Source organism: Spirosoma luteum DSM 19990 (genome assembly GCF_000374065.1).
GTDB classification, from domain to species: domain Bacteria; phylum Bacteroidota; class Bacteroidia; order Cytophagales; family Spirosomataceae; genus Spirosoma; species Spirosoma luteum.
This window is the reverse complement of sequence record NZ_KB893245.1, coordinates 632,528-654,034: the sequence shown is the minus strand read 5'-3', so window position 1 is coordinate 654,034 and position 21,507 is coordinate 632,528. Positions and strand designations below refer to the sequence as shown.

At 50.8% G+C, this 21,507-nt stretch carries 16 protein-coding genes; 10 read left to right on the top strand and 6 right to left on the bottom strand.

Features of this window, described 5'->3' with window-relative positions:
• Position 1: 1 nt before the first annotated feature.
• Positions 2-1,042: a transglutaminase-like domain-containing protein gene (locus B156_RS0102740; RefSeq protein ID WP_052635733.1), complete on the bottom strand. Its 1,041-nt coding sequence runs from the start codon at positions 1,040-1,042 to the stop codon at positions 2-4.
• A 220-nt stretch (positions 1,043-1,262) separates the two neighbouring features.
• Complete coding sequence (priA, locus tag B156_RS0102735) at positions 1,263-3,791, bottom strand: replication restart helicase PriA (protein ID WP_026260550.1); 2,529 nt, start codon at positions 3,789-3,791, stop codon at positions 1,263-1,265.
• 115 nt (positions 3,792-3,906) lie between these two features.
• On the opposite strand from priA, the gene B156_RS31880 reads away from it, so the two are divergent.
• Entirely contained in the window at positions 3,907-4,374 is a 468-nt protein-coding gene (locus B156_RS31880; protein ID WP_245563672.1) for a DUF6883 domain-containing protein, read from the top strand.
• Between the two features lie 12 nt (positions 4,375-4,386).
• Complete coding sequence (locus B156_RS0102725) at positions 4,387-4,602, top strand: DUF4926 domain-containing protein (protein ID WP_018618085.1); 216 nt, start codon at positions 4,387-4,389, stop codon at positions 4,600-4,602.
• A gap of 83 nt (positions 4,603-4,685) precedes the next feature.
• Here B156_RS0102725 and B156_RS31730 read toward each other — a convergent pair whose 3' ends face one another.
• From B156_RS31730 to B156_RS0102710, 3 genes are all read right to left on the bottom strand, one after another.
• Positions 4,686-4,859, bottom strand: coding sequence for a hypothetical protein (locus B156_RS31730; protein ID WP_018618084.1), 174 nt, complete (start codon positions 4,857-4,859; stop codon positions 4,686-4,688).
• 14 nt (positions 4,860-4,873) lie between these two features.
• Positions 4,874-5,314 carry a DUF6934 family protein gene (locus B156_RS0102715; protein WP_018618083.1) on the bottom strand — a complete coding sequence of 147 codons (441 nt, stop codon included), beginning with the start codon at positions 5,312-5,314 and terminating at the stop codon, positions 4,874-4,876.
• 90 nt (positions 5,315-5,404) lie between these two features.
• Complete coding sequence (locus B156_RS0102710) at positions 5,405-7,885, bottom strand: ribonucleoside-diphosphate reductase subunit alpha (RefSeq protein WP_018618082.1); 2,481 nt, start codon at positions 7,883-7,885, stop codon at positions 5,405-5,407.
• A gap of 562 nt (positions 7,886-8,447) precedes the next feature.
• On the opposite strand from B156_RS0102710, the gene B156_RS0102705 reads away from it, so the two are divergent.
• The 6 genes from B156_RS0102705 to B156_RS0102680 all read left to right on the top strand — a co-directional run bounded on the left by B156_RS0102705 (position 8,448) and on the right by B156_RS0102680 (position 14,866).
• The gene (locus B156_RS0102705; protein WP_018618081.1) at positions 8,448-8,729 is read left to right on the top strand and encodes a type B 50S ribosomal protein L31; all 282 of its coding nucleotides are present in this window, start codon (positions 8,448-8,450) and stop codon (positions 8,727-8,729) included.
• Between the two features lie 167 nt (positions 8,730-8,896).
• Positions 8,897-9,583, top strand: a complete 687-nt coding sequence (locus B156_RS0102700; RefSeq protein ID WP_018618080.1) for a response regulator transcription factor — start codon at positions 8,897-8,899, stop codon at positions 9,581-9,583.
• Between the two features lie 549 nt (positions 9,584-10,132).
• The gene (locus B156_RS0102695) at positions 10,133-11,677 is read left to right on the top strand and encodes a hypothetical protein (RefSeq protein ID WP_245563671.1); all 1,545 of its coding nucleotides are present in this window, start codon (positions 10,133-10,135) and stop codon (positions 11,675-11,677) included.
• Between the two features lie 3 nt (positions 11,678-11,680).
• Entirely contained in the window at positions 11,681-12,220 is a 540-nt protein-coding gene (locus B156_RS0102690; RefSeq protein WP_026260549.1) for a YceI family protein, read from the top strand.
• Between the two features lie 330 nt (positions 12,221-12,550).
• Positions 12,551-13,330 carry an SAM-dependent methyltransferase gene (locus tag B156_RS0102685; RefSeq protein ID WP_018618077.1) on the top strand — a complete coding sequence of 260 codons (780 nt, stop codon included), beginning with the start codon at positions 12,551-12,553 and terminating at the stop codon, positions 13,328-13,330.
• Positions 13,331-13,366: 36 nt separating this feature from the next.
• Positions 13,367-14,866 (top strand): Gfo/Idh/MocA family protein, encoded by a 1,500-nt coding sequence (locus B156_RS0102680; protein ID WP_018618076.1) that lies wholly within the window; start codon positions 13,367-13,369, stop codon positions 14,864-14,866.
• 68 nt (positions 14,867-14,934) lie between these two features.
• Here B156_RS0102680 and B156_RS0102675 read toward each other — a convergent pair whose 3' ends face one another.
• Positions 14,935-16,080: an FG-GAP repeat domain-containing protein gene (locus B156_RS0102675; RefSeq protein WP_018618075.1), complete on the bottom strand. Its 1,146-nt coding sequence runs from the start codon at positions 16,078-16,080 to the stop codon at positions 14,935-14,937.
• Between the two features lie 483 nt (positions 16,081-16,563).
• Between B156_RS0102675 and B156_RS0102670 the strand changes: the two genes are divergently transcribed.
• Positions 16,564-19,794, top strand: a complete 3,231-nt coding sequence (locus B156_RS0102670; protein WP_018618074.1) for a SusC/RagA family TonB-linked outer membrane protein — start codon at positions 16,564-16,566, stop codon at positions 19,792-19,794.
• Between the two features lie 81 nt (positions 19,795-19,875).
• Positions 19,876-21,441, top strand: a complete 1,566-nt coding sequence (locus B156_RS0102665) for a RagB/SusD family nutrient uptake outer membrane protein (RefSeq protein WP_018618073.1) — start codon at positions 19,876-19,878, stop codon at positions 21,439-21,441.
• Positions 21,442-21,507: the final 66 nt, after the last annotated feature.

Sequence of the window (21,507 nt, the reverse complement as noted above, 5' to 3'; positions counted from 1 at the left end):
ACTACTTTTTTGACTCCAGCGCACCAGGTACGTTCCGATATTCAACGTGATTGGCGAGGGTAGTAATCGGCTCATTATCAACCTCCGCGTAGGGGTAGATGAAGTAGTTCAGCGGGTTAGTCTGACCGGGGTAGAGCGTCAGGTCGCGGCCCACGCTGAACTCGATGCGGTTCTCGTCGTGGGCACCAAAAAAGTATTGCCGTCGGGCCGGATTTCTGGCCGCTTCCGACGCATCGACGGGTACCCAGCCAATGCCGTTTGCCCAGAACTCAGCCCAGCAATGGTAGCCGCTTATCTGCCCGGCTGGTCGGTCGGTGGGGAGCGAAAATCCGATGGCAAACCGCGCCGGAATTCCCACTGCCCGGCAGTATCCAATAAAAACGGCGTGAAAATCAGTGCAGTTGCCGCGCCGGGCATCGCAGGCGTAGTAAATATCGCCCCGGCCCCAGCCCGTTCCGGTTTTATCGTACTTTACCGTCGCAATAACGTGGTTATAAATGGCCCGTGCTTTTGCCAGATCGGTTTTAGCCCCCGCCTGATTCACCACTTTTTCGGCCCACTGCCTGATTTGTCCATCGATGGGTACGAGTTGGTCCGGTTGCAGCCAGCGGGTTAACTCCTGCCTGTGGGGCAGGACAGAGGAACTGGGTGCGTTCAACCGTTCCTGAATGTGCTCCAGCCGCCGGGCCGTAAACCGCATAGCCACTGCAACGCTGTCGGTTTGGGGATTGAGCAGACTCAGGTGCAACATCCGGTTGCCGTATTGCGCGGAGTCGATCTGGTACGGATAGGAGCAGTCGATGGTCAGGTCTGTAATGCGCTGAAACGGGCTGTCATGTGGTACCGGCAGCCAGAGCGATACCCGCTTTGCCCCGACCGGAATGTCTCTCATCACGGTTTGGTAAGTAAATGTCACTGCTCGTTCGCGGGGGAGAGTGCGCGGTCTTTCAGCCGTTGCACCGAGGGAGCCTATCAGGACGGCAAGACCCACGAGCCGCCACGCTAACTGGCTTTTTGCTTTATACTCTTTTATTTTACGCATCTGGTTCTATAAAACCCGCCCGGATTCGATAGTTCCAGCAAAGGTTGCTACGCCGATTCATTGTTTCTAATAAAGCTTGCCCATCTCATGAATTCTTCGCCGAGTACATCAGGACGGCTTTCGGCAGCTTCTTTAGGCTTTTGGCGGCTTTTTCTGTGAAAAGTAAGTCCTACATTAAGAATTGTTTAGCGATTGTTCTGCTGTCAATAACCTCAAATTTTCACAAACAATCTACATCGGCCACGATGCTCACCTGCCGTAATCCCTTGTCGGTGAGGATGTCGTTGATGCGGTCGCGGATGTAGGTTTTTACCGCTTTCGTGTTGACCTTTTCACGCTCGATTTTAATGAGGATGTCGAAGAGAAACTGATTGCGGATGCGCTCCACGAGTGGTTCTTCCGGCCCCAGCACCCGGCTACTGCCGAGGGCATCGGTTAGTTCGGCAGCAAGGCGGGTAGCCGCCTGTTGACTGATGGCTTTGTCAGCGTGGCGCACGGTGAGTTTGATGAGCCGCACAAAAGGTGGATAACTGAAATCCCGCCGTTCCTGAATCTCCTCTTCGTACAACCCCTTATAGTCGTTCTGAATCACTTTTTGCAGGATGGGCTGCTGCGGGTTAGCGGTCTGAATCAGCACCGTACCCTGCCGACCGGCCCGCCTGCCAGCCCGGCCGCTCACCTGGGTAATCATCTGAAACGCCCGCTCCGTAGCCCGGAAATCGGGGAAGTGAATGAGCCGGTCAGCGTCGAAAATACCCACCAGACTCACGTTATCGAAGTCGAGTCCTTTGGTAATCATCTGGGTACCCACCAGAATATCGACTTCTCCGCCTTCAAACTCCTGAATAATGTTCTGATACGCATTTTTGGCGCGAGTCGTGTCCAGGTCCATCCGCAACACCTTCGAGTCGGGGAAGAAAATCTGGAGTTGGTCTTCCAGTTTCTCGGTGCCAAAGCCAATGGTTTTCACTTTAGTGGAGCCACAGGTAGGGCAGGTACGCGGCACCGGGTCTTTATGACCGCAGTAGTGACAGCGCAGTTCGGCATCGCGCTGATGGTAGGTCAGGCTGACGGCGCAGTTATTGCACTCGGCCGTCCAGTCGCAGTCTTCGCACTGCATATAGGGCGAGTAGCCCCGGCGGTTCTGAAACAGGATACTCTGCTCTTTTCGCTCCATGTTATCGCCCAATGCACCGAGCAGGGCCGACGAAAATTCATTTTTCATGGACTTCTGCCGCTTTTCCTGCTGGGTGTTGATCAGCAGAATATTGGGCAGCGTCGCATCACCAAATCGCCGGAACAACTCCACCAGTCCGTAGCGGCCCTGTTTGGCCTGAAAATAGGTTTCCAGCGCGGGCGTGGCCGACCCCAGCAATACTTTAGCCTGTTGCCAGTGGGCCAGCATGATGGCCACATCGCGGGCGTGGTAGCGGGGGGCCGGGTCGTGCTGCTTGTAGCTGGTTTCGTGCTCTTCGTCCACAATGATGAGGCCGAGGTTGTCGAAGGGCAAAAACACCGCCGACCGTACACCCACCACAAACTGGTACTGCCCTGACACGACACCTTTCCATACCTCCACCCGCTCGTTGTCCGAAAATTTGGAGTGGTAAATACCCATCTTATCGCCAAACACCCGTTGCAGACGCACCACAATCTGCGTAGTGAGGGCAATTTCGGGCAGGAGATACAGCACCTGCGAACCACCAGCCAGCGCTTGCTGGATGAGGTTGATGTAGACTTCGGTTTTACCACTTCCGGTTATGCCGTGCAGCAACACGATATTCTGCGTGTCGAACTGCGTCATAATTTGAGTCGAGGCCGTTTGCTGGGCTTCGGTCAGTTTTATTTCGGCCTGAGGGTTGGCATTATTGTCCGAAAAGCGGGGTTGGATCAGTTCAAACGTTTCAAACACCTGATTCTTTATCAGGGTCGAAAGCGAGGACTGCGACAGTTCATCATCCTGATTCAGGATGGTTTTATCGAGTCCTTTCTGATTGAGTTCGGGGTTTCGCTGCATGGGTACATGCTGTAGATACCGCATCACGACCTCCTGCTGTTTGGGCAATTTTTCGAGCCGGTTCAACAGAACCAGCAGTTGCTCCTTTTCTTCGTAGTTCCGGTGCAGGCGCACCTTGCGAACCATTTTGGGTACGTATTTTTCCCGGACTTCCTCAAAAACTATAATCGCTTTTTTACCCACCAGCGACTTGATTAAGGCGGGTACATTGGTCCCCTCGCCCGCCATCCGTCCCAGTTCATCGTACGACAGCGCGGGGTGTTTTTTCAGTTCGGTAAGCAGGGTTTCCTCAAATTCGGTGAGCAGTTCGGGGTAATCGAAATCCGGGTTGACCTGTACTTTCGACTGACTCGAAATCTTAAGACCCGATGGAAGGGCTACGTTCATCACATCGCCCACGCAGCACATGTAGTACTCCGCCATCCATTTGAACAACTCCAACTGGTAGCCTGTCACCAGCGGATACTCGTCCAGCACTTCGCTAATGTACCGGGCCTGATACGCTGTGGGGGGGGAGTTATGCAGCTTAGCCACAACCGCCGTTAGTACACGGCTATTTTTCCGGCCGAAAGGCACAATCACTCTGGCACCAATTTTAAGCACCTCGGCCATCCCGCGCGGCACCCGATAGGTGAATAATCTGGGTACTGGAATGGGCAAAATCAAATCGGCAAAGAAGGTTACCTCTTCCTGATCAACCGCCGAAAACAAAGGACTGAAGGAATTTTCCACAAAAGCACTGGAGTACGGACAATAAATATACGAAGAAAACCCTCCGCCGTTTAGCAAGGCTCCTGTCTATTTCCCCACAATAGATACGGGACTGTAAACCAAAAAAGGACTAAGGATGATTACCAGATTTCGGGCACCTGTTCCGTTGGCTACAACTTACGCCCAACCGGAAGAACGTAAAGTAGTTCTAAAATGCAACGGCTGGTGTAGCTGTTGCTTGTGCGTATGGTTCGATGTAAATTACGCAATGTTGTTACCTTTTGCCGAACAGGCTTGTGCTGATGATTCTAAATTTTTAGGCTACTGTCTAAATACTGAACATCCCTATGGCAAGCATAAAGCTCGGGTCTTTCGTTCAGCCCTAGGGATAACCGCTGAAAATTGGAAAATTTTGCGGGATTCTATACTAACAGCGGTCCTGCTTAACTCAGCTTCGCATGAAGGAGGAAATGGCTATGGAGAACTTTATATTGTTGATTTCGATATGATCTACAACAACCGAACTGCCCCTGTCCGTACCAGTTGGATTATTCACAATGGCGAAAACTTTCCACGATTAACGAGTTGTTATATCATTGGCTAACTTTAGATTACCATGGACAAGCTAAAATTGCATGATGTTGTGGCGCTCACAAAGCCTATTCCTGAACACAACCTTCGCCGGGGCGACATTGGCGTTGTAATAGATATTGGTCCTGATAAGCAATATCTACTGGAATTTTCCGACCGAAATGGTGTCCCGTATGCCATGCCCACGGTCAATACTGAAGGACTGATGAAAGTATATTTACATGCCGATATGGTGGAGTGAATAGAGAAAACCCTTGGGCTTAAATCTTGATTTGATTACCTAGGGAATTGCGTTCTGGGCATGTTCATATAACTGAAGAGCGATTACGGTTTCTTTTCTTTCAGGTGTTCTGGAAATGGGTGTTTTGCCAGAAACTCATTTGCCTGTTCTAATTTTTTGGGGAAAATCACTTTACCTTCAAAGAGTTCATCCAGACGCGGGTTGACCGTAATAGGTAACTCTTTCTGCTGAGTTGGCTTCGGCGTTTCTGTTTTCATAGATTGAATATACGCTATTTTCTTCTCATTCTGAACGCTTCATACGACTGGCTAGGTTCAAAAACTTCCCAAATTCCATTTCTAAAGCCAAATACGCTGTGTTCTTGTGTTATCTCATCGTAAAAGCGGTTGATTCCCATTTGATACGTTCGGGTGCGGGATTCGGTACTGCCTTTGGCAAAGATAGTGGCATCGGGATAGTAGCGTAGAAAATCAATAGCCGTTTCGCCCACAGAAGCTAACACCTTATCCCGGTCGCCATTATTCGACCTGATGGTATCGCTGATAGCTCCGGTCAACGGGTCATAATCACCGAAAGCCAAATTGTATTCATCGGGATTATCAGTGGGTGAATATTCTACAACTTTGACAAGATTCCCCCGTTCACCGACACTCACAAACCGATAACCAGTATGTAATGACGACGCAGTAACAGCGTACTTCTCTAACTGCATAGACTAACTTGAAAACGGCGGGTTATTAAGCAACACTCCCGGTCATGCCAAGCATAACCGGGAGTGAAAAAATCTCAAAATATTATCTGACTAACTCCCACACATCTCGCACCCTTCCGGGTCGTCGAGGGAGCAGGTCATGGCGGCATATTGTTGCTCCAGGTCCGTTACCATCGGTACCGGCTGGGGAGTCGCGTTCTGGGCGTGCTCCTTGGCGTACTGTACGTAGTCGAGAGGTTTTTCGATGGCTACGGCTTCGGCGGTTACCGGCTCCAGTTGCGGTTCGGCCTGGGGCTGAACAACGGTGAACTTCACGGCATCGGAAGCGGCCTTCGTGCGGAGGTAGTACATACCCGTTTTCAGACCCGCTTTCCAGGCGTAGAAGTGCATGGAGGTCAGCTTACCAAAGTTGGAATCCTGAATGTGGATGTTCAGCGACTGCGACTGACAAATAAACGCGCCCCGGTCGGCGGCCATATCGATGATGTGCTTCTGCTTAATCTCCCAAACCGTTTTATACAGGTCTTTGATGTTCTGCGGAATGTTTGGAATCGCCTGCACCGAGCCGTTGGCCAGAATCAGGTTGTTCTTCATGGCATCATTCCACAAGCCCAGTTTCACCAGGTCTTTGAGCAGGTGCTTATTCACCACCACAAACTCGCCCGATAGTACGCGACGGGTATAAATGTTGCTGGTGTACGGCTCAAAACATTCGTTGTTACCCAGAATCTGCGAAGTCGACGCGGTAGGCATGGGGGCCAGTAGCAGCGAATTTCGAACGCCGTGTTCAACGACATCCTTCCGCAGGCTTTCCCAATCCCAGCGGTTCGACTTAGGGGTTACTCCCCACATATCGAACTGGAAAATACCTTCCGAAATGGGTGAGCCTTTCCAGGTTTCGTACGGGCCATATTCTTTAGCCTGCTCCATCGAAGAAGTCATGGCGCCAAAGTAAATGGTCTCGAAAATATCTTCGTTCAACCGACGCGCTTCGTCCGACTCAAACGGCATCCGCAGCATGATGAACGCATCCGCCAGCCCCTGTATACCCAGGCCAATGGGCCGGTGGCGCATATTGCTCCGACGGGCTTCTTCTACCGGGTAATAGTTGATGTCGATAATCTTGTTGAGGTTGCGGGTAGCCGTTTTGGTTACCTCATACAACTTCTGGTGATCGAACCGCATAATGCCGTCCGGGTCACGCTTGATGAACTTCGGCAGGGCGATGGATGCCAGGTTACACACCGCTATTTCGTCGGCCGCCGTGTACTCGATGATTTCGGTACAGAGGTTACTCGACTTGATGGTACCCAGGTTTTTCTGGTTCGACTTCTTATTGGCAGCATCCTTATACAGCATGTACGGCGTACCGGTTTCCGTCTGCGATTCCAGAATTTTGAACCACAACTCCTGCGCCTTTATGGTACGGCGGGCACGGCCTTCGCGTTCGTATCGGGTGTACAAAGCTTCAAACTCATCGCCATAGCAGTCGGCCAGACCAGGGCACTCGTGCGGGCAAAACAGCGACCAAACGTCGTCATCTTCCACGCGCTTCATAAACAGATCGGGGGTCCAGAGCGCATAGAACAAATCGCGGGCGCGGCCTTCTTCTTTACCCGAATTCTTTTTCAGGTCGAGGAAATCAAAGACATCGGCATGCCAGGGTTCCAGATAAATAGCAAAAGAGCCTTTACGTTTGCCACCGCCCTGATCCACGTACCGGGCCGTGTCATTGAACACGCGCAGCATCGGCACAATCCCGTTGGAGGTGCCGTTTGTGCCTTTGATGTACGTTCCCGTTGCCCGAACATTATGAATACTCAAACCAATACCCCCCGCCGACTGCGAGATTTTGGCGGTTTGCTTCAGCGTATCGTAAATGCCGTCGATGGAATCGTCCTTCATGGTCAGCAGGAAGCAACTCGACATCTGCGGCTTTGGTGTTCCGGCGTTGAAAAGCGTTGGCGTAGCGTGTGTAAACCACTTTTCGGAGAGCAGGTTGTACGTCTCAATGGCCGCATCAACGTCCTCCATATGAATACCAACCGCCACCCGCATCAGCATATGCTGTGGGCGTTCGGCAATCCGGCCGTCCAGTTTCAGGAGGTACGATTTTTCGAGCGTTTTGTAGCCGAAGTAATCATAACCATAATCCCGGTCGTAGATAATCGTCGAATCCAGCAGGGCCGCATGTTGCCGCACCACGTCGTACACCTCCCGTGAAATCAGGGACGCATTTTCGCCGGTCTTAGGGTCTTCGTACTGATACAGTTTTTTGATGGTACCCGAAAAGGACTTGTTGGTTTCCTTGTGCAGGTTGGAAATAGCAATTCGGGCGGCCAGAATGGCGTAGTCCGGGTGTTTGGTTGTCATAGAAGCGGCTGTTTCGGCAGCCAGATTGTCGAGTTCGGTGGTTTTGACACCGTCGTACAGTCCGTTTACCACTTTCAACGCCACATCAACGGGTTGAACATAGGCGGGATCGAGACCGTAGCACAGTTTCTCGATGCGGGCGGTGATTTTGTCGAACTTGACGGATTCCCTAAGACCGTCGCGTTTGATTACATACATATGTCTTTGGATTAGTTATATGGAAAGAATGACGAATACAGTGTACACCTGGAAACAGGGAGTTAACAAAAATATATAAAAGATAACAAAATCTACCTTCAGGAGAGAATGAACCGGTTGCCGAATGGCGTTCTAAAGTTCCACTGAAATAGACGGAAAAGCAACCCGTAAGGTTCGGGTATCTGGACAAATCCCTGAAACGTTCAACTCTATCATTTGGGTTAAGAAATTGTTAAGTCGTCAGTGTGAATGACTTAGCAATACCCCTTTGGAGAGCAATTCTTGGAAATAAAAAAAACAAATTTTATTGGACGGACAGGTAAACCGATCAGTGGCTATCACTATTCCGTGGAGGAAGTGTATTTAGGGGGAAATATAGAAAGAAAACCGGGTTGGGTCAACTAATGAGCAAGCCTTTATTAGCAAACGGCCACACTTTAATCCATTCGTTATCAGGCACGAAAAGAACCCAAAAAACTGTTGGCAATCCCTAAAAAACGCTTTACCTTTGCAGTCCTTTTCGGTCGGAAACCGAGAAGATGACAAGAAACTGAGATTAATCATGAAAAAGGGCATTCACCCGGACTACCGCGACGTGGTATTCCACGACCTGTCGAGCGATTATAAATTTCTGACGCGCTCCACGGTTCAAACCAAAGACACTATCGAGTTTGAAGGCCAGACCTATCCGCTCGTAAAAATTGAAGTTAGCTCGCAGTCGCACCCGTTCTACACGGGCAAAAACGTACTGCTTGACACCGCCGGCCGCGTGGACAAGTTCCGCAAGCGCTACGGTACCAAAGAGAGTGCGGTTCCAACTGCTGCTCCCGCCGATAAGGCGTAGGTTCCAGCCAAAAAACCTCAAAACGCCCCGTTTGCGAATCGCAGCCGGGGCGTTTTTGTTTGTACCAATCCAACCCGTTTTTGTGGTAGTTCTTTCTTAAACAGACCTAATCACCTGCCAACCGACCTGCATAGAATTCATTGCCTTATGTTTATAATCCGCATAGCATGAAAAAAATCCTCATCATTGAAGACGACCGACGGATTGCCCAGAATATCAGTCGGGGGCTGCGGGAAGAGGGCTATGCAACAGAGGTCGTGTACGAAGGAATCAATGGCCGCCAGATGGCCCTGCAGCCGGGCATTGACCTACTGATTCTGGACATTAACCTGCCCGGCATGAATGGGTTTGAAGTATGCCGGAGCGTTCGGGCGGAGAAACCCCAGCTCCCCGTTATCATGCTGTCTGCCCTGGGCGAGGTGGAAGACAAAGTGGAAGGCCTGACGTTGGGGGCCGACGATTATCTGGTGAAACCGTTTGATTTCCGGGAGTTGGTAGCCAGGGTAGCTGCCTGCTTCCGGCGAATCGCTCTAACCACCGATACGGTAGAGGATGAAGTATGGACAGTGGCAAATTTAACCGTTAACCTGACGACTAAAGACGTTCGGCGGGACGACGTTGTGATTGACCTGACCGCCCGTGAATTTGCTCTGCTGGAATATCTGATGCGCAACCAGGGTCGTGTACTGGCTAAGATGGATATTGCCGAAACGGTATGGCATCTGCATTTCGATCCGGGCACCAATGTGGTGGAGGTGTATATTAACTACCTGCGCAAAAAAATTGACCGCGATTTTACCCCCAAGTTGATTCACACCCGGCCGGGTATGGGGTACGTTTTGAAGGAAGAATAATCACTGATGTGTTGAACAGTTCTTTAGTAAGTGGTTTTTACAATCAGTACGCCAGTCAGTCGTCTCAACCGGCTACTGGTTTTCACCTACCTACTTACTGTATACCAACGTTCATCCCGTACTGAACAGTAATTTATCCGCAAAATGTGATGCGTGATACCAACGTTCAGAAAACGTCAACGGTACTTTCATCTACTTGGTCAATTGTCAACCGGCCAGAATTAGCTGTTAGTGTAGCCCAGCAATAACAATTTGCAGTTTATGAACCGGCCAGCCCGGTAGCGGATTTGAAAGATGTGTTTTTTTACGTTGTTCAGAAAATCAAGGTGACTAGGTTTCCTATTCGTTGGTGGGCAGGACGTTGTTTGTCTACCTGCTACTAGGTTTTGTAACCGCTCCCTAAAAACAACTTGGCCGAACGAATTCCGTTGAGCAGATTCGGATCGTAATGGCAAAAGCCTGTACTCCACGAACGGTACCTGAAACACTCCTTGCCCTGCGTCTGTCGGAGTGGCTATTACGCCTGATTTTAACGAATTCGTAAGCGCCATGAATCGATTACTCTTCCCATTATTGTTGCTCAGTTCTGTGTTATTGCTATCGACCACGGCTCCCTGGACGGGTGAGCAGGCCTGGCAGTCGGTACCCTTCACACCCGACATTCCCCGAACGTGGGATAGCGCGGCATTAGCCGATTTTGATTTACCCCTGGCTACGCCCAAAGCCTCCCCTATTCAGGTATCTCCAGCTTACTACTACCAGCTCCCCGAACGAGTGATTTACAAGAGCTATCCGGTCTATGCACCCGGACGGGAACCCAAAGGCTATTGGGAATGGCTCCATCAGCAGGAACCTGAAATTATCTTCGACCCAGGCAAACTAAAAACCGAAGCAGATTGGATTAAGGCCGGTGAACTGGTCTTCGATGCTCCCGTGGATACAGTCGGCAATGTAATTACGATGGGTGAAGTCCGTGGCAAAGAACTGTATGAACTAAATAAAACGCCCCTCACTGCCGAGGGAATCATGCCTTTTACCCGTTATGTGGTTCCTAAAAAAGGACTCGTTGTCCTGGGCTCATTTGCCTGTGCCATGTGCCACACCCGGGTAATGCCCGACGGCTCTATGCTGAAGGGTGCCCAGACTAATTTCCCGGATTCGAGAAGAACTGCTTTTGCTTTCCGTAACCCAGCCGTACCGGAAAGGGCTGCACAGGGGCTGGTAAGCAGTTTAATGGCCGCCCCCTGGCTCCCCAACGACCCGCATACGGCCCTCAGCAAACAGTCTAAGGAAACCATCGCAGCGGCAATTGCCGCTATGCCACCCGGCGTAAACTTACGTGAAGGAGCCGGTATCCTGTATCCACCCCAGGTTCCCAGCTTAATTGGTATAAAAGATCAGAAATTTCTGGATCATACCGGCGTCAACCAGCACCGAAGCATTGGCGACCTGATGCGCTACGCGGCCCTTAACCAGGCCATGGATATGCTGGCTAGTTATGACGGGTTTATTCCCGGTGCCAATGATGGTAAAACGTTGCCAGCACCGGGTAAAGCTCAGGCAGTAGGAACCGCCGACCGTTATAGTGACGCGCAACTGTACGCCCTGGCTAAATTTGTGTATGCACTAAAGCCCCCACCAAACCCAAACCGTCCCAATCCCCTTACCAAACGGGGTGAACTGGTTTTTGCCGAACAGGGCTGCGTTACCTGCCACACCCCCCCGCTATTCACCAACAATATGCTAACACCCGTGGATGGCTTTACCATCCCGGAAGCGCATCACACCAAATACCCTATTTTCGACGTATCCGTTGGAACAAACCCCGACTACGCCCTGAAAACCCGCCGGGGAACGGGTTATTATAAAGTACCTTCCCTGAGGGGAATCTGGTACCGGAGCCCATTTATGCACGATGGCTCCCTGGCAACCGTCGACGACGTGTTTGACCCGCGTCGACTGCGGGATGATTATGTACCTACCGGCTTTAAACGGGCCGATGTAAAAACCCAGGCTGTTCGGGGACATGAATTCGGGATGGAGCTTCCGGCCAAAGATCGTCAGGCATTAACTGCTTACCTTAAAACACTGTAACGTATGCTACGATTTTTCCTGGTATGTATGCTTGGTTTGGGGTGTATTCGCCCGGCTGAACAAAAAACGCATCAGATGCCACGGGGGGTTACGTTCCAGATTCGGAATGCCGGAATCACGGTAAATGGCTCCTTTTCGGATTTGCAGACGGATATTCACTTTGACCCCGCCCGACTTACCGAAAGCTTACTGAGCGCGTCAGTTGGTGCCGCTACCATCCGCACGGGCATTTCGTTGCGGGATGCCCACCTGCAAAAGCGGGGTTACTTCGATACCGACCATCACCCGCGTATCAGAATGGTATCCAAACGCATTCAGAAACTATCTGGCAATCAGTTTGTGGGGTTATTTGACCTTACCATCCGGGATATTAGTCGGGAAGTAGAACTACCTTTTACCTACTCGCTAACCGGTGATATAGGGCATTTTAGGGGTCAATTCAAGTTTAACCGGCAGGATTTCGGTATTGGTACGACCAGCCTGGTTTTAGCCGATGATGTTAGTGTACTGCTTGACGTAGAAACGCCCCTGAAGCCTCTTTGACTACGCACTTTCTTACCGCTTGCTAAAGTCAAGTTGCATAGCGTAGGCCGGACGTTTATATTCACCAGCTCAAAACAGATTAGCCTGTGATCTCCCTGGTTTAGGCCTCAAAAAGGCCGGGTCGCTTTACCCAAAGTGACCGCTTCTTCTCCCCACGTGCGCTGACCATCATGGTCAGTCAAATTTTTGTGCGCTGGTACGACATCGTACCCGGCTGGTTCGATCAATAGGTCAATAACCTGTTAGGGCCATCCTACACGCAATTCAGTACAGTATAGACTAATTACTCGTCAGGCTTAGGGGCCTGACACATCTCCATAATTTCAGACAATGAACACAATCATAGCTAACGATTGGTACACTGATTTTTTCCAGGGCCTGAACTGCCAAATGTGGGAAAGGGCCGTTACAACAGAGTGGACAACGCAGGAAGTCGATTTCCTGATTGATACGCTAAATGTTCAACCTAACGCCCGGCTTCTGGATATTCCCTGTGGCTTTGGCCGCCATACCATCGAACTGGCTAAACGGGGGTATCAATTAACGGGCGTCGATATCTCCGATGAGTTTGTCCGGTTGTTAAGGGGCCAGATAAAGGCTGAGCAACTGCCCATTCAGGTCATTCACGGGAATATTCTGACTACGGACATTGGTGCTGCGTACGATGGAGCCTGCTGCATGGGAAACAGTTTTGGCTACGTCGATTACGAGGGCATGAACACTTTCGTGGAAAAAGTAGCCCGCGCCCTGAAGCCGGGCGCCCGTTGGGTGATTAATTCAGGAATGGTAGCTGAAAGCAGACTACCCAATTTCCCCAAAACGGGCCACTACGTTCTGGGCGACTTAACTATGGATATTAGCAACACCTACGCCATTAACGATAGCTGCATGCTGACCGAACTTACGTATACAAAGGGAAACCAGGTTGAAGTTCATTACTTTAAGCATTACGTGTACACACTTGCCGAAATAAAACGGTTGCTGAAACGGCATAATTTGCAAACGATTGCCGTTTATAAGTCAACGGACAGAATGGATTACCAACTGGGCGATCAGCAGATGTATCTGGTCGCTGAAAAATCGCAGTCCGATCTAAGTAAATTTTTTTAATTACTTCTTTTCAGATAAACTCCTATTCAATTTCTTATGGATCAGCCAGATAATTCAATACCCGGCGAGTCTAAGCCGGGACAGCCTGTATCAGGCACCAGCCGCCGTCAGTTTATTCAGGCAGGGGCATTGGCGACAGCAGGTTTCTTTATTGTACCCCGGCACGTGCTGGGCGGGCCGGGGTTTATTGCCCCTAGTGATAAACTCAATATTGCCGGTGTTGGCTTTGGTGGTAAAGGCTTTAGCGATGTAAATAACTCCTTCAACAAGGGAGCTAATAATGTAGCCGCCCTTTGCGACGTAGACTGGGGTCTCCCCCGCGTAAAAGAAATGTTTACCAAGCATCCCAACGCTAAAAAGTACAAGGATTTTCGGGAAATGCTGGATAAGGAAGGCAATAACATTGATGCCGTAACGGTTTCCACTGCCGACCATACCCACGCCATTGTGGCCATGAATGCTATGCAGCGGGGCAAACACGTGTATGTGCAGAAACCCATGACGCACAACATTTACGAAGCCCGGATGCTTACCGAAGCGGCCCGCAAATACAAGGTGGTGACGCAGATGGGAAACCAGGGTTCATCGAACCCGCAGCAGATGGAGATGGTGGCCTGGTTTGATAAAGGCCTGATTGGAAATGTACACACCATTCAGCTCTGGACCAATCGCCCGGTTTGGCCGCAAGGCATTCCGGTGCCTCAGCCAGTTGGCGAGGTACCCGTCGATCTGGATTGGGACCTATGGCTCGGACCTGCTCAAAAAGTAGGCTATACCCCCGCTTATCACCCCTTTAAGTGGCGCGGCTGGTGGAACTTTGGCGCGGGTGCCCTCGGTGACATCGGTTGCCACATCATGGATACGCCGTTCCGGGTACTGGGCCTAGGCTACCCGACTGAGGTAGAAACCAGCGTTGGGCAGGTATTCCTGAAAGACTGGACACCGGAGTATATTCCGGAAGGATGTCCACCGTCTTCGCACGTAGAGATGATGTTCCCGGCGACGGCAAAGAATAAATCCGCTGTTAAAATGGTGTGGTCGGATGGTGGTATTCGGCCATTCCGTCCGGAGTTTCTACCCGAAGGCGAACCCATGCCCGAAAATGGAGAGAACGGCGTAATCATGGTTGGCGACAAAGGCATGATTATGTGTGGCATGTATGGCGAAAACCCCAAGCTCTTCACCAAAGACGGGAAGAAAATGGAGGGCGCACCCAAGCCGGACAGCGTGAAGCAAATGCCGGAAAATGGCCACCAGATTCTCTGGACCGAAGCCTGTAAAGCCGGATTCAACAGCAAGGAGCATAAAGCACTAACCTCGTCTTTCGATTTCGCCGGTCCGCTCACGGAGTCGGTATTGATGGGCAACCTAGCCATCCGCAGCTACATGGTTCGCACACCAAATGGCAAAGGATTTAACTATCCTGGCCGGAAGAAGCTAACGTGGGATGGCAAGAATATGAAGATCACCAACTTCGATGAAGCCAACCAGTTCGTAAAACGCGAATACCGTGAGGGCTGGTCACTAATGGCTTAATTAATTGGTAGAAACGGCAACGGGGTACGGGTTTGGAACCCGTACCCCGTTGCCGTTTCTACTACCTGTTATTTCCGTTTGGCTCCTTCATTGAAGAAAACGACCAATCCATCTTTCCCGGCCACGATAATATCCTTACGCCCCGTTTTATTCAAATCGGCAACGGCGAAGTAAATACCGGTTCCTTTACCAGCCCCTGCCGGACCATGGGCGATGATGTGTTTCACAAACTGCTTTTGAGCGGGGTTCCAGGTGAAATAATATAGCCCCACGGGATCTTCAGCACCGGGGTCTTTTCCGTTATGGGCACGATACCGTTTACCCGTAATCAACTCCGGCCGACCATCGCCCGTGATATCGGTCCATTCCAGCGAATGGTACTGTGAATTTTTGTCGTCAATCAGGTGCTTTGTCCAGTTGCGATTTCCGGCTGCCGTTTTGGTTTGCTCGTACCAGTGCAGGCCATAGTTGTGCCCCTGCCCCACAATCAGGTCGTTCAGGCGGTCGCCATTTACGTCGGCCACAATGATAGGCACGCTGGCCGTACCAAGCGTAAACTCTTTATGCAGGGTCCAGTCGCCCTTTGTCCGATCCTCGGGGGCTTCGAGCCAGCCCGCAGGGACAATCAAATCACCCCGCCCGTCGCCGTTGATATCCCCAAAGCCTAAACCGTGCTCCTGTTTAGGCGCAACAGTAATGGTTTTAAACTGACCCGGTGCCATCAGTTTGAGGTACTTGAGCGGGTGCCCTGGGTTATTAGGCACAATATCCAGTTTGCCATCCCCATCCACATCCCAGGCGCGGGTGGTTTCAACATTGCCTACTTTACTTATTTCGTGCAGCGGCCACTGCGTTTTACCATTACCCGCAGCCGGGTTCTCAACCCAACGCAACGTTTGGTCGAACCAGCCACCCGTAACAAAGTCCAGCCGTCCATCGGCATTGACATCCATCGGAATGGTGGAAAAATCGTCGAAATACTGGTCTTTCCGGGGTTCATTACCAATCAGGTGGCGCTGCCGAAAGCGTGGACCCTCATACCAGAAATCACCGGAAACAATGTCCAGGGTATCATTTTTATCCACATCGAATACCCCAACCGATTCATAGCTCTCAGCGGCCACAAAATACCGCCGGAAATGGAGCGTGGGTTCGGGAGCCGTCAGGCTGACAAGCGAGACAGGTAACAACAGATTCAGTAAGGTTCGGCGCATGGGCATTACTGTTTTATTCAACGGAAAGGCTTTCCCGGCCAGAAAATACCTGATTCATTTGTTTGAACTGCCCTTTGTCTGTTCTGGAGAAATTCTGCCGTTACGTATTTCCGGCCTGGTCAGAGCCAAAACCTTTACACGGACTGTGTTAACGATTAGATGTGCCAACCCGGAAACTGTCTTCTATCTAGTGGGTCGATAATGGCAAAAATGGGCATGTTAGCCTTTGTTCAGGATGTTATTTCCCTAAATGAACCGGGTACGAAATTTCTTTATTGCAGTCTTCGCAAATGCAGGCTTAATTCAGTATTATTTTTTAATTACTACTTAACTGTTTTTTAATTTTTTTCTAATGCTTATGAGTAGTTATACGGGCCTTAGGGTTTTCCCTACAAACAGGTTTTTACCTGTTTGTGCTGTTAACTAAAACAGGTCGTTTCACTTTTCTTCTTAATCATTAAAAATAGTTAAAAACAGTATACTATGAAAACATCCTTACCTTCTCGAGTCTCGTTCGGCAGGCTGCTCAGTGTACCCGGTACGCTGCTCCTGCTGGCTTCACTTTCGACCGGCGGAACGTATGCAAGTACGCCGTCTGACTTAAATTCGCCCAAATACAGGCCAGTCAACAAAGCAGACCGGACGCTGACCGGTCGCGTCACCGATGAAAAAAATGAAGGCCTGCCCGGCGTTAGTGTTATTCTGAAAGGCACCCAACGCGGAACGGTTACCGACGTAAACGGAAGTTATAAGCTGGATGTGCCCGATGGCGGCTCTACCCTGGTATTCTCCTTTGTAGGCTATTTAACGCAGGAAGTTCGGGTTAGTAATCAGTCCACTATCAACGTAAGCTTACAGGCCGACAGTAAAGTACTGGACGAGATTGTGGTTATTGGTTATGGTACTACCCGCAAATCGGACCTGACTGGAGCCGTATCGGGCGTGAAGGAAGCCGAACTGATGGAACGGCCAGCCCCTTCCCTCAACCAGCAGCTTTCGGGCCGCCTGCCGGGTGTGCAGGTCAATACCAACTCCGGTCGTCCCGGTGGTCGGACTACCATCCGTATTCGTGGGTTTAGCTCCATCAACTCCTCCAACAACCCACTCTACGTGGTGGACGGCGTGATGTTGCCACAGGGTACCGGCGACCAGTTTAGTAACCCCATTGATTATATCAACCCGAACGATATTGTGAACGTTGAGGTACTGAAAGATGCGTCGTCAACGGCTATTTACGGTGCCCGCGGTGCCAACGGCGTTATCCTGGTTTCGACCCGGAAAGGTAAAGCGGGTGAGAGTCGGGTTACCTACGATGGCCAGTTCAGCGTAAATACCATTGGTCCCAACAAGCCACAGGTGTTGAACGCCAAGCAATATTTAGCTACCGAAGACCTGGCGTATGCCAACATGGCCAAGTACGATCCTGCTGGCTGGGCGGCTGGCAAATGGGCCTATCTAGATCCGGTGGTTCGCCGGAAAGCATTCAGTGCCGCCCACCCCGGCGTTTTTGATGCCAATCTGAATCCATTGTATGATACCGACTGGTTCAAAGAATCAGCACAGAGCAAACTCTCCCAGAACCACCAGCTGGGCTTTAGCGGAGGTAACGAGCGTACCCAGTATTCGCTGTCGCTTAACTTCCGCGACGATCAGGGGCTCATCAAAACCTCGTACATGAAGCGGTATTCAGGCCGATTCTCCATTGATGATCAGGTGAAGAGCTGGCTCAAAATCGGTGGTACGCTGAACTATAACAACCAGACCGAAAATCTGGTGGACGTGAATGATGCGGTAGCCCGGCAAATTGTGGAAGACTTCCCTTTCCTACCTGTTCGTTACCCTGACACCGGTATTCTTGCCGAAAACCGGGATTATCCATTTGCCGAAGGATCCATGAGTTCTGTTCACCGGCTTCTGGATCGTAAGTATATCCAGAATACCCAAACAACGCTGGGTAGCCTGTTTACGAACATCACGTTTGGTAAAGGGCTGGAGATGCGTACGGTTCTGGGTGCTAACATCCAGACTCAGGAAATCAACCAGTCGCAAACCCGCACACTAAACATTGGTAACAGCGGTAACGCGTCGACCAATAACAACAAGACCTCGTTCTGGTCACTGGAAAACTACCTGACCTATAATAAGCAGATTGGCCGGGATCACTCGTTTACGGGTTTGCTGGGTATCTCATGGCAGGAAACTAATAACTTCGGCATGGGTGCCAGCGTGAGCGGATTCGCTACCGACTATTTCACCTTCAACAACTTAGGTGCCGGAGCTATCAACCCATCGGTTTCGTCGGGTGCATCTCGCTTTGCCTTTAACTCATACTTCGGCCGTATAAACTACGGCTTTAAAAACAAGTATCTGTTCACGGCAACAGGCCGGGCCGATGGCTCTTCTAAATTCGGAGAAAACCACAAATTCGCTTTCTTCCCGTCGGCAGCATTAGCCTGGCGGGTATCGGAAGAAGATTTCCTGAAAGGAAACTCTGTTATCTCAAACCTGAAACTGCGTAGCAGCTACGGTCTGACGGGTAACTCCGAAATCCCAGCTTATTCGTCGCTGTCACTGCTTAGCTCCAACTACTCGACGATTTACAATGATGCACGGTTTGGCGGAACGGGTATCAGCCGTCTGGCTAACCCTGATCTGCGCTGGGAGAAAACAGCCCAGACGGACATAGGTATGGAGATTGGCCTGCTCAAAGGACGCATTACCCTCGAAGCCGATTACTACTATCGTCTGACAACCGACATGCTCCTCGATGCCCCCGTACCGCAGTCGAGTGGTTATGGCACCATCCGGCGCAACGTAGGATCGATGGAGAACAAAGGTTTCGAATTTGGCCTGAACACGGTAAACATCAATCAGGGTAACTTTAGCTGGAATTCGACGTTCAACATCTCGTTCAACCGCAACAAAGTACTTACGCTTGCAACCCCGTCTGATATTTTCAACGTTGGTGGCCCTAACTTCACAAACCCTACCAACATCATTCGGATAGGTGAAGCGGTTGGTTCCTTCTGGGGACTTACCCGTGTGGGTGTGTGGAGTGAGGCAGAGCGCGAAGAAGCAGCCAGATTTACCAGCTACCGGAATGGTCTGACCATTCTGCCCGGCGACATCAAGTATCTGGACGTGAACGGCGACAAGGCTATTACAGACGCGGACCGTAGCATTATTGGTAACGGCAGTCCTAAAGGATGGGGGGCATTTACCAACAACGTCCGCCTGGGCAACTTCGATGCTACGTTTGAAATGCAGTTTATGTTCGGTAACGATGTGATGCTGATGAACCTGCACCCAAGTGAAGACCGGCAGGCCCTGGCCAACAGCTACACCTCGGTGCTGAACGCCTGGACCCCTACCAACCAGAACTCGCCCATTGCCGAAGTTCGGGATACACGGGCGGGCTATGTAACCAACGTGGACAGCCACTGGATCAAGGATGGTTCGTTCCTGCGGGGTAAAAACCTGCTGTTCGGCTATACCTTCCCCGCTGCCATAACCAACCGCCTGAAAATGAACCGGCTCCGGGTATACGCATCAGCACAAAACTTCTTCCTGTTGGTAAAGGACCCCATTGTTGGCGATCCGGAAGTAACACCAACCAACCAGGGTGGTGGCAACAGTGCTTTCTCGCAGGGTATGATCTGGCACAATTATCCAAAACCAACAACCTACCTGCTGGGGCTCCAGATTGGTTTATAAACAAGCTGTCGTTGGTTGATAGCTTAACCGCCGTTCGACCAACGACAATCGTTAAAAACTTTAAATTCATTGATAGTCATTATGAGACATACGCTCGTAAAAAACATAAGTAAGGTGCTGCTGTGCGGTGTTGCACTAACGGCTCCCCTGGGTTGCAAGGACTTCCTGACGGAACAGGCTCCTTCTAACCTGACGCCAACTAACTTTTACACTATTCCTGACCATGCGGAGGCTGCACTGGCCGCCGTTTACTCAGATGCCCGCTTTATGGGGGGGGACGCTGGTATTTTCTCCAGCAACTGGCAGCTACTGGAAGCGCTAACCGGTACCTCTACAACGGAAACCGCGCAAAATTCCGACCTGAACAACCTGTATAGTCTGGTACACGACGGCAATACCGGTCACGTGGTTAACTACTGGAATGGCTTGTATAAGGTTATTGCCCAGGCGAACCAGGTGCTGGATAAAGTGCCGGGAATCACGCCGATGCCTGAGGCACAGAAGACCAAAATTCTGGGTGAGGCTCGGTTTCTGCGGGCTACTGCTTACTTCACGGCCGTTCGGTTATGGGGCGATATTCCGCTAATTACCAAACCACAAACAGCCTCTTCGGAGGATTTCCTGCCCGCCCGCACTTCTCAGGAGGAAGTATACAAGCTGATTGTCGACGATTTAACTACAGCTGAAAAAGCAGGTCTGGCCTGGATGGACGTGAGTGGACGGGTAAATCTGGCTGCTGTAAAAACGCAGCTGGCTAAAGTATACCTGACCATGGCCGGAGAGCCACTCAAAAAAGGCGCTTCGCACTACAAGTTAGCGGCCGACAAAGCCTTTGAGGTAATTACCTACGCCAACGCGAACCCATCGGTTATCAACCTGTTTGCAACCTACGAGGACGTACACCGCGAGAGTACCGAGAACCGCCTGGAGCATCTGTATATGTTGCAGTACAATACGCTGGTTGCTGGTAACCCAATGAATAACTTTTATCCCAACTTTAAGCCGGTTACGTTTAATGGCCCCGGCGGAACGGGAAGCTCGGTACCTACATCTGTCTTTTACAACTCTTACGAAAAAGGCGACCTACGGGCCAAGAATCAGGAAGGGTACTTTTATACCAGCTATTTTACGAATGGCAATGGTGCACCCTTTGAGTTGGGAGCTCCCTACGTGTTCAAGCACTTTAACCGGACTGCCAATGGTACGGCCGGGGTTGCCGGTTCCCGTCAGAATAACCTGAACGTACCCCAGATCCGCTACGCCGAAACACTGTTGATTTATGCCGAAGCGCAGAATGAAGTGGGTGGTCCAACACAGGAAGCCTACAATGCTCTGAAGCGAATCCGTGACCGGGCTACGCTCACTACCCCCGCTTTGGGCGCCTATACACAGGCTACCTTCCGGGAAGCCGTTTGGCGGGAGCGCTGGCATGAACTGGCCTACGAGCAAATCACCTGGTTCGATATGGTACGGCTCCAGAAAGTGTACAATGGCAAAACTAATGGCTTCGACCCTTTCATTGGCCATATAAACCCTAGTTCCAATCAGCCATTGCAGAAGAAGCACCTGTTGCTTCCAATACCCAAGCAGGAGCTGCTCAATAACCCTAATCTGAAGACACAGAATGAAGGGTATCCGGGCGTATAAAATGGGGTACACATGTTAATTGAGTCAATAAGAGAGGCCCTGACAGATTTTGTCAGGGCCTCTGTT

Coding starts and splice junctions, on each gene's coding strand:
- B156_RS0102695 (WP_245563671.1), top strand. CDS start 10,133: ATGAATCGATTACTCTTCCCATTATTGTTGCTCAGTTCTGTGTTATTG.
- B156_RS0102680 (WP_018618076.1), top strand. CDS start 13,367: ATGGATCAGCCAGATAATTCAATACCCGGCGAGTCTAAGCCGGGACAG.
- B156_RS0102705 (WP_018618081.1), top strand. CDS start 8,448: ATGAAAAAGGGCATTCACCCGGACTACCGCGACGTGGTATTCCACGAC.
- B156_RS0102700 (WP_018618080.1), top strand. CDS start 8,897: ATGAAAAAAATCCTCATCATTGAAGACGACCGACGGATTGCCCAGAAT.
- B156_RS0102690 (WP_026260549.1), top strand. CDS start 11,681: ATGCTACGATTTTTCCTGGTATGTATGCTTGGTTTGGGGTGTATTCGC.
- B156_RS31730 (WP_018618084.1), bottom strand. CDS start 4,859: ATGAAAACAGAAACGCCGAAGCCAACTCAGCAGAAAGAGTTACCTATT.
- B156_RS0102675 (WP_018618075.1), bottom strand. CDS start 16,080: ATGCGCCGAACCTTACTGAATCTGTTGTTACCTGTCTCGCTTGTCAGC.
- B156_RS0102715 (WP_018618083.1), bottom strand. CDS start 5,314: ATGCAGTTAGAGAAGTACGCTGTTACTGCGTCGTCATTACATACTGGT.
- B156_RS0102685 (WP_018618077.1), top strand. CDS start 12,551: ATGAACACAATCATAGCTAACGATTGGTACACTGATTTTTTCCAGGGC.
- B156_RS0102710 (WP_018618082.1), bottom strand. CDS start 7,885: ATGTATGTAATCAAACGCGACGGTCTTAGGGAATCCGTCAAGTTCGAC.
- B156_RS0102665 (WP_018618073.1), top strand. CDS start 19,876: ATGAGACATACGCTCGTAAAAAACATAAGTAAGGTGCTGCTGTGCGGT.
- B156_RS0102725 (WP_018618085.1), top strand. CDS start 4,387: ATGGACAAGCTAAAATTGCATGATGTTGTGGCGCTCACAAAGCCTATT.
- B156_RS0102740 (WP_052635733.1), bottom strand. CDS start 1,042: ATGCGTAAAATAAAAGAGTATAAAGCAAAAAGCCAGTTAGCGTGGCGG.
- B156_RS0102670 (WP_018618074.1), top strand. CDS start 16,564: ATGAAAACATCCTTACCTTCTCGAGTCTCGTTCGGCAGGCTGCTCAGT.
- B156_RS31880 (WP_245563672.1), top strand. CDS start 3,907: ATGATTACCAGATTTCGGGCACCTGTTCCGTTGGCTACAACTTACGCC.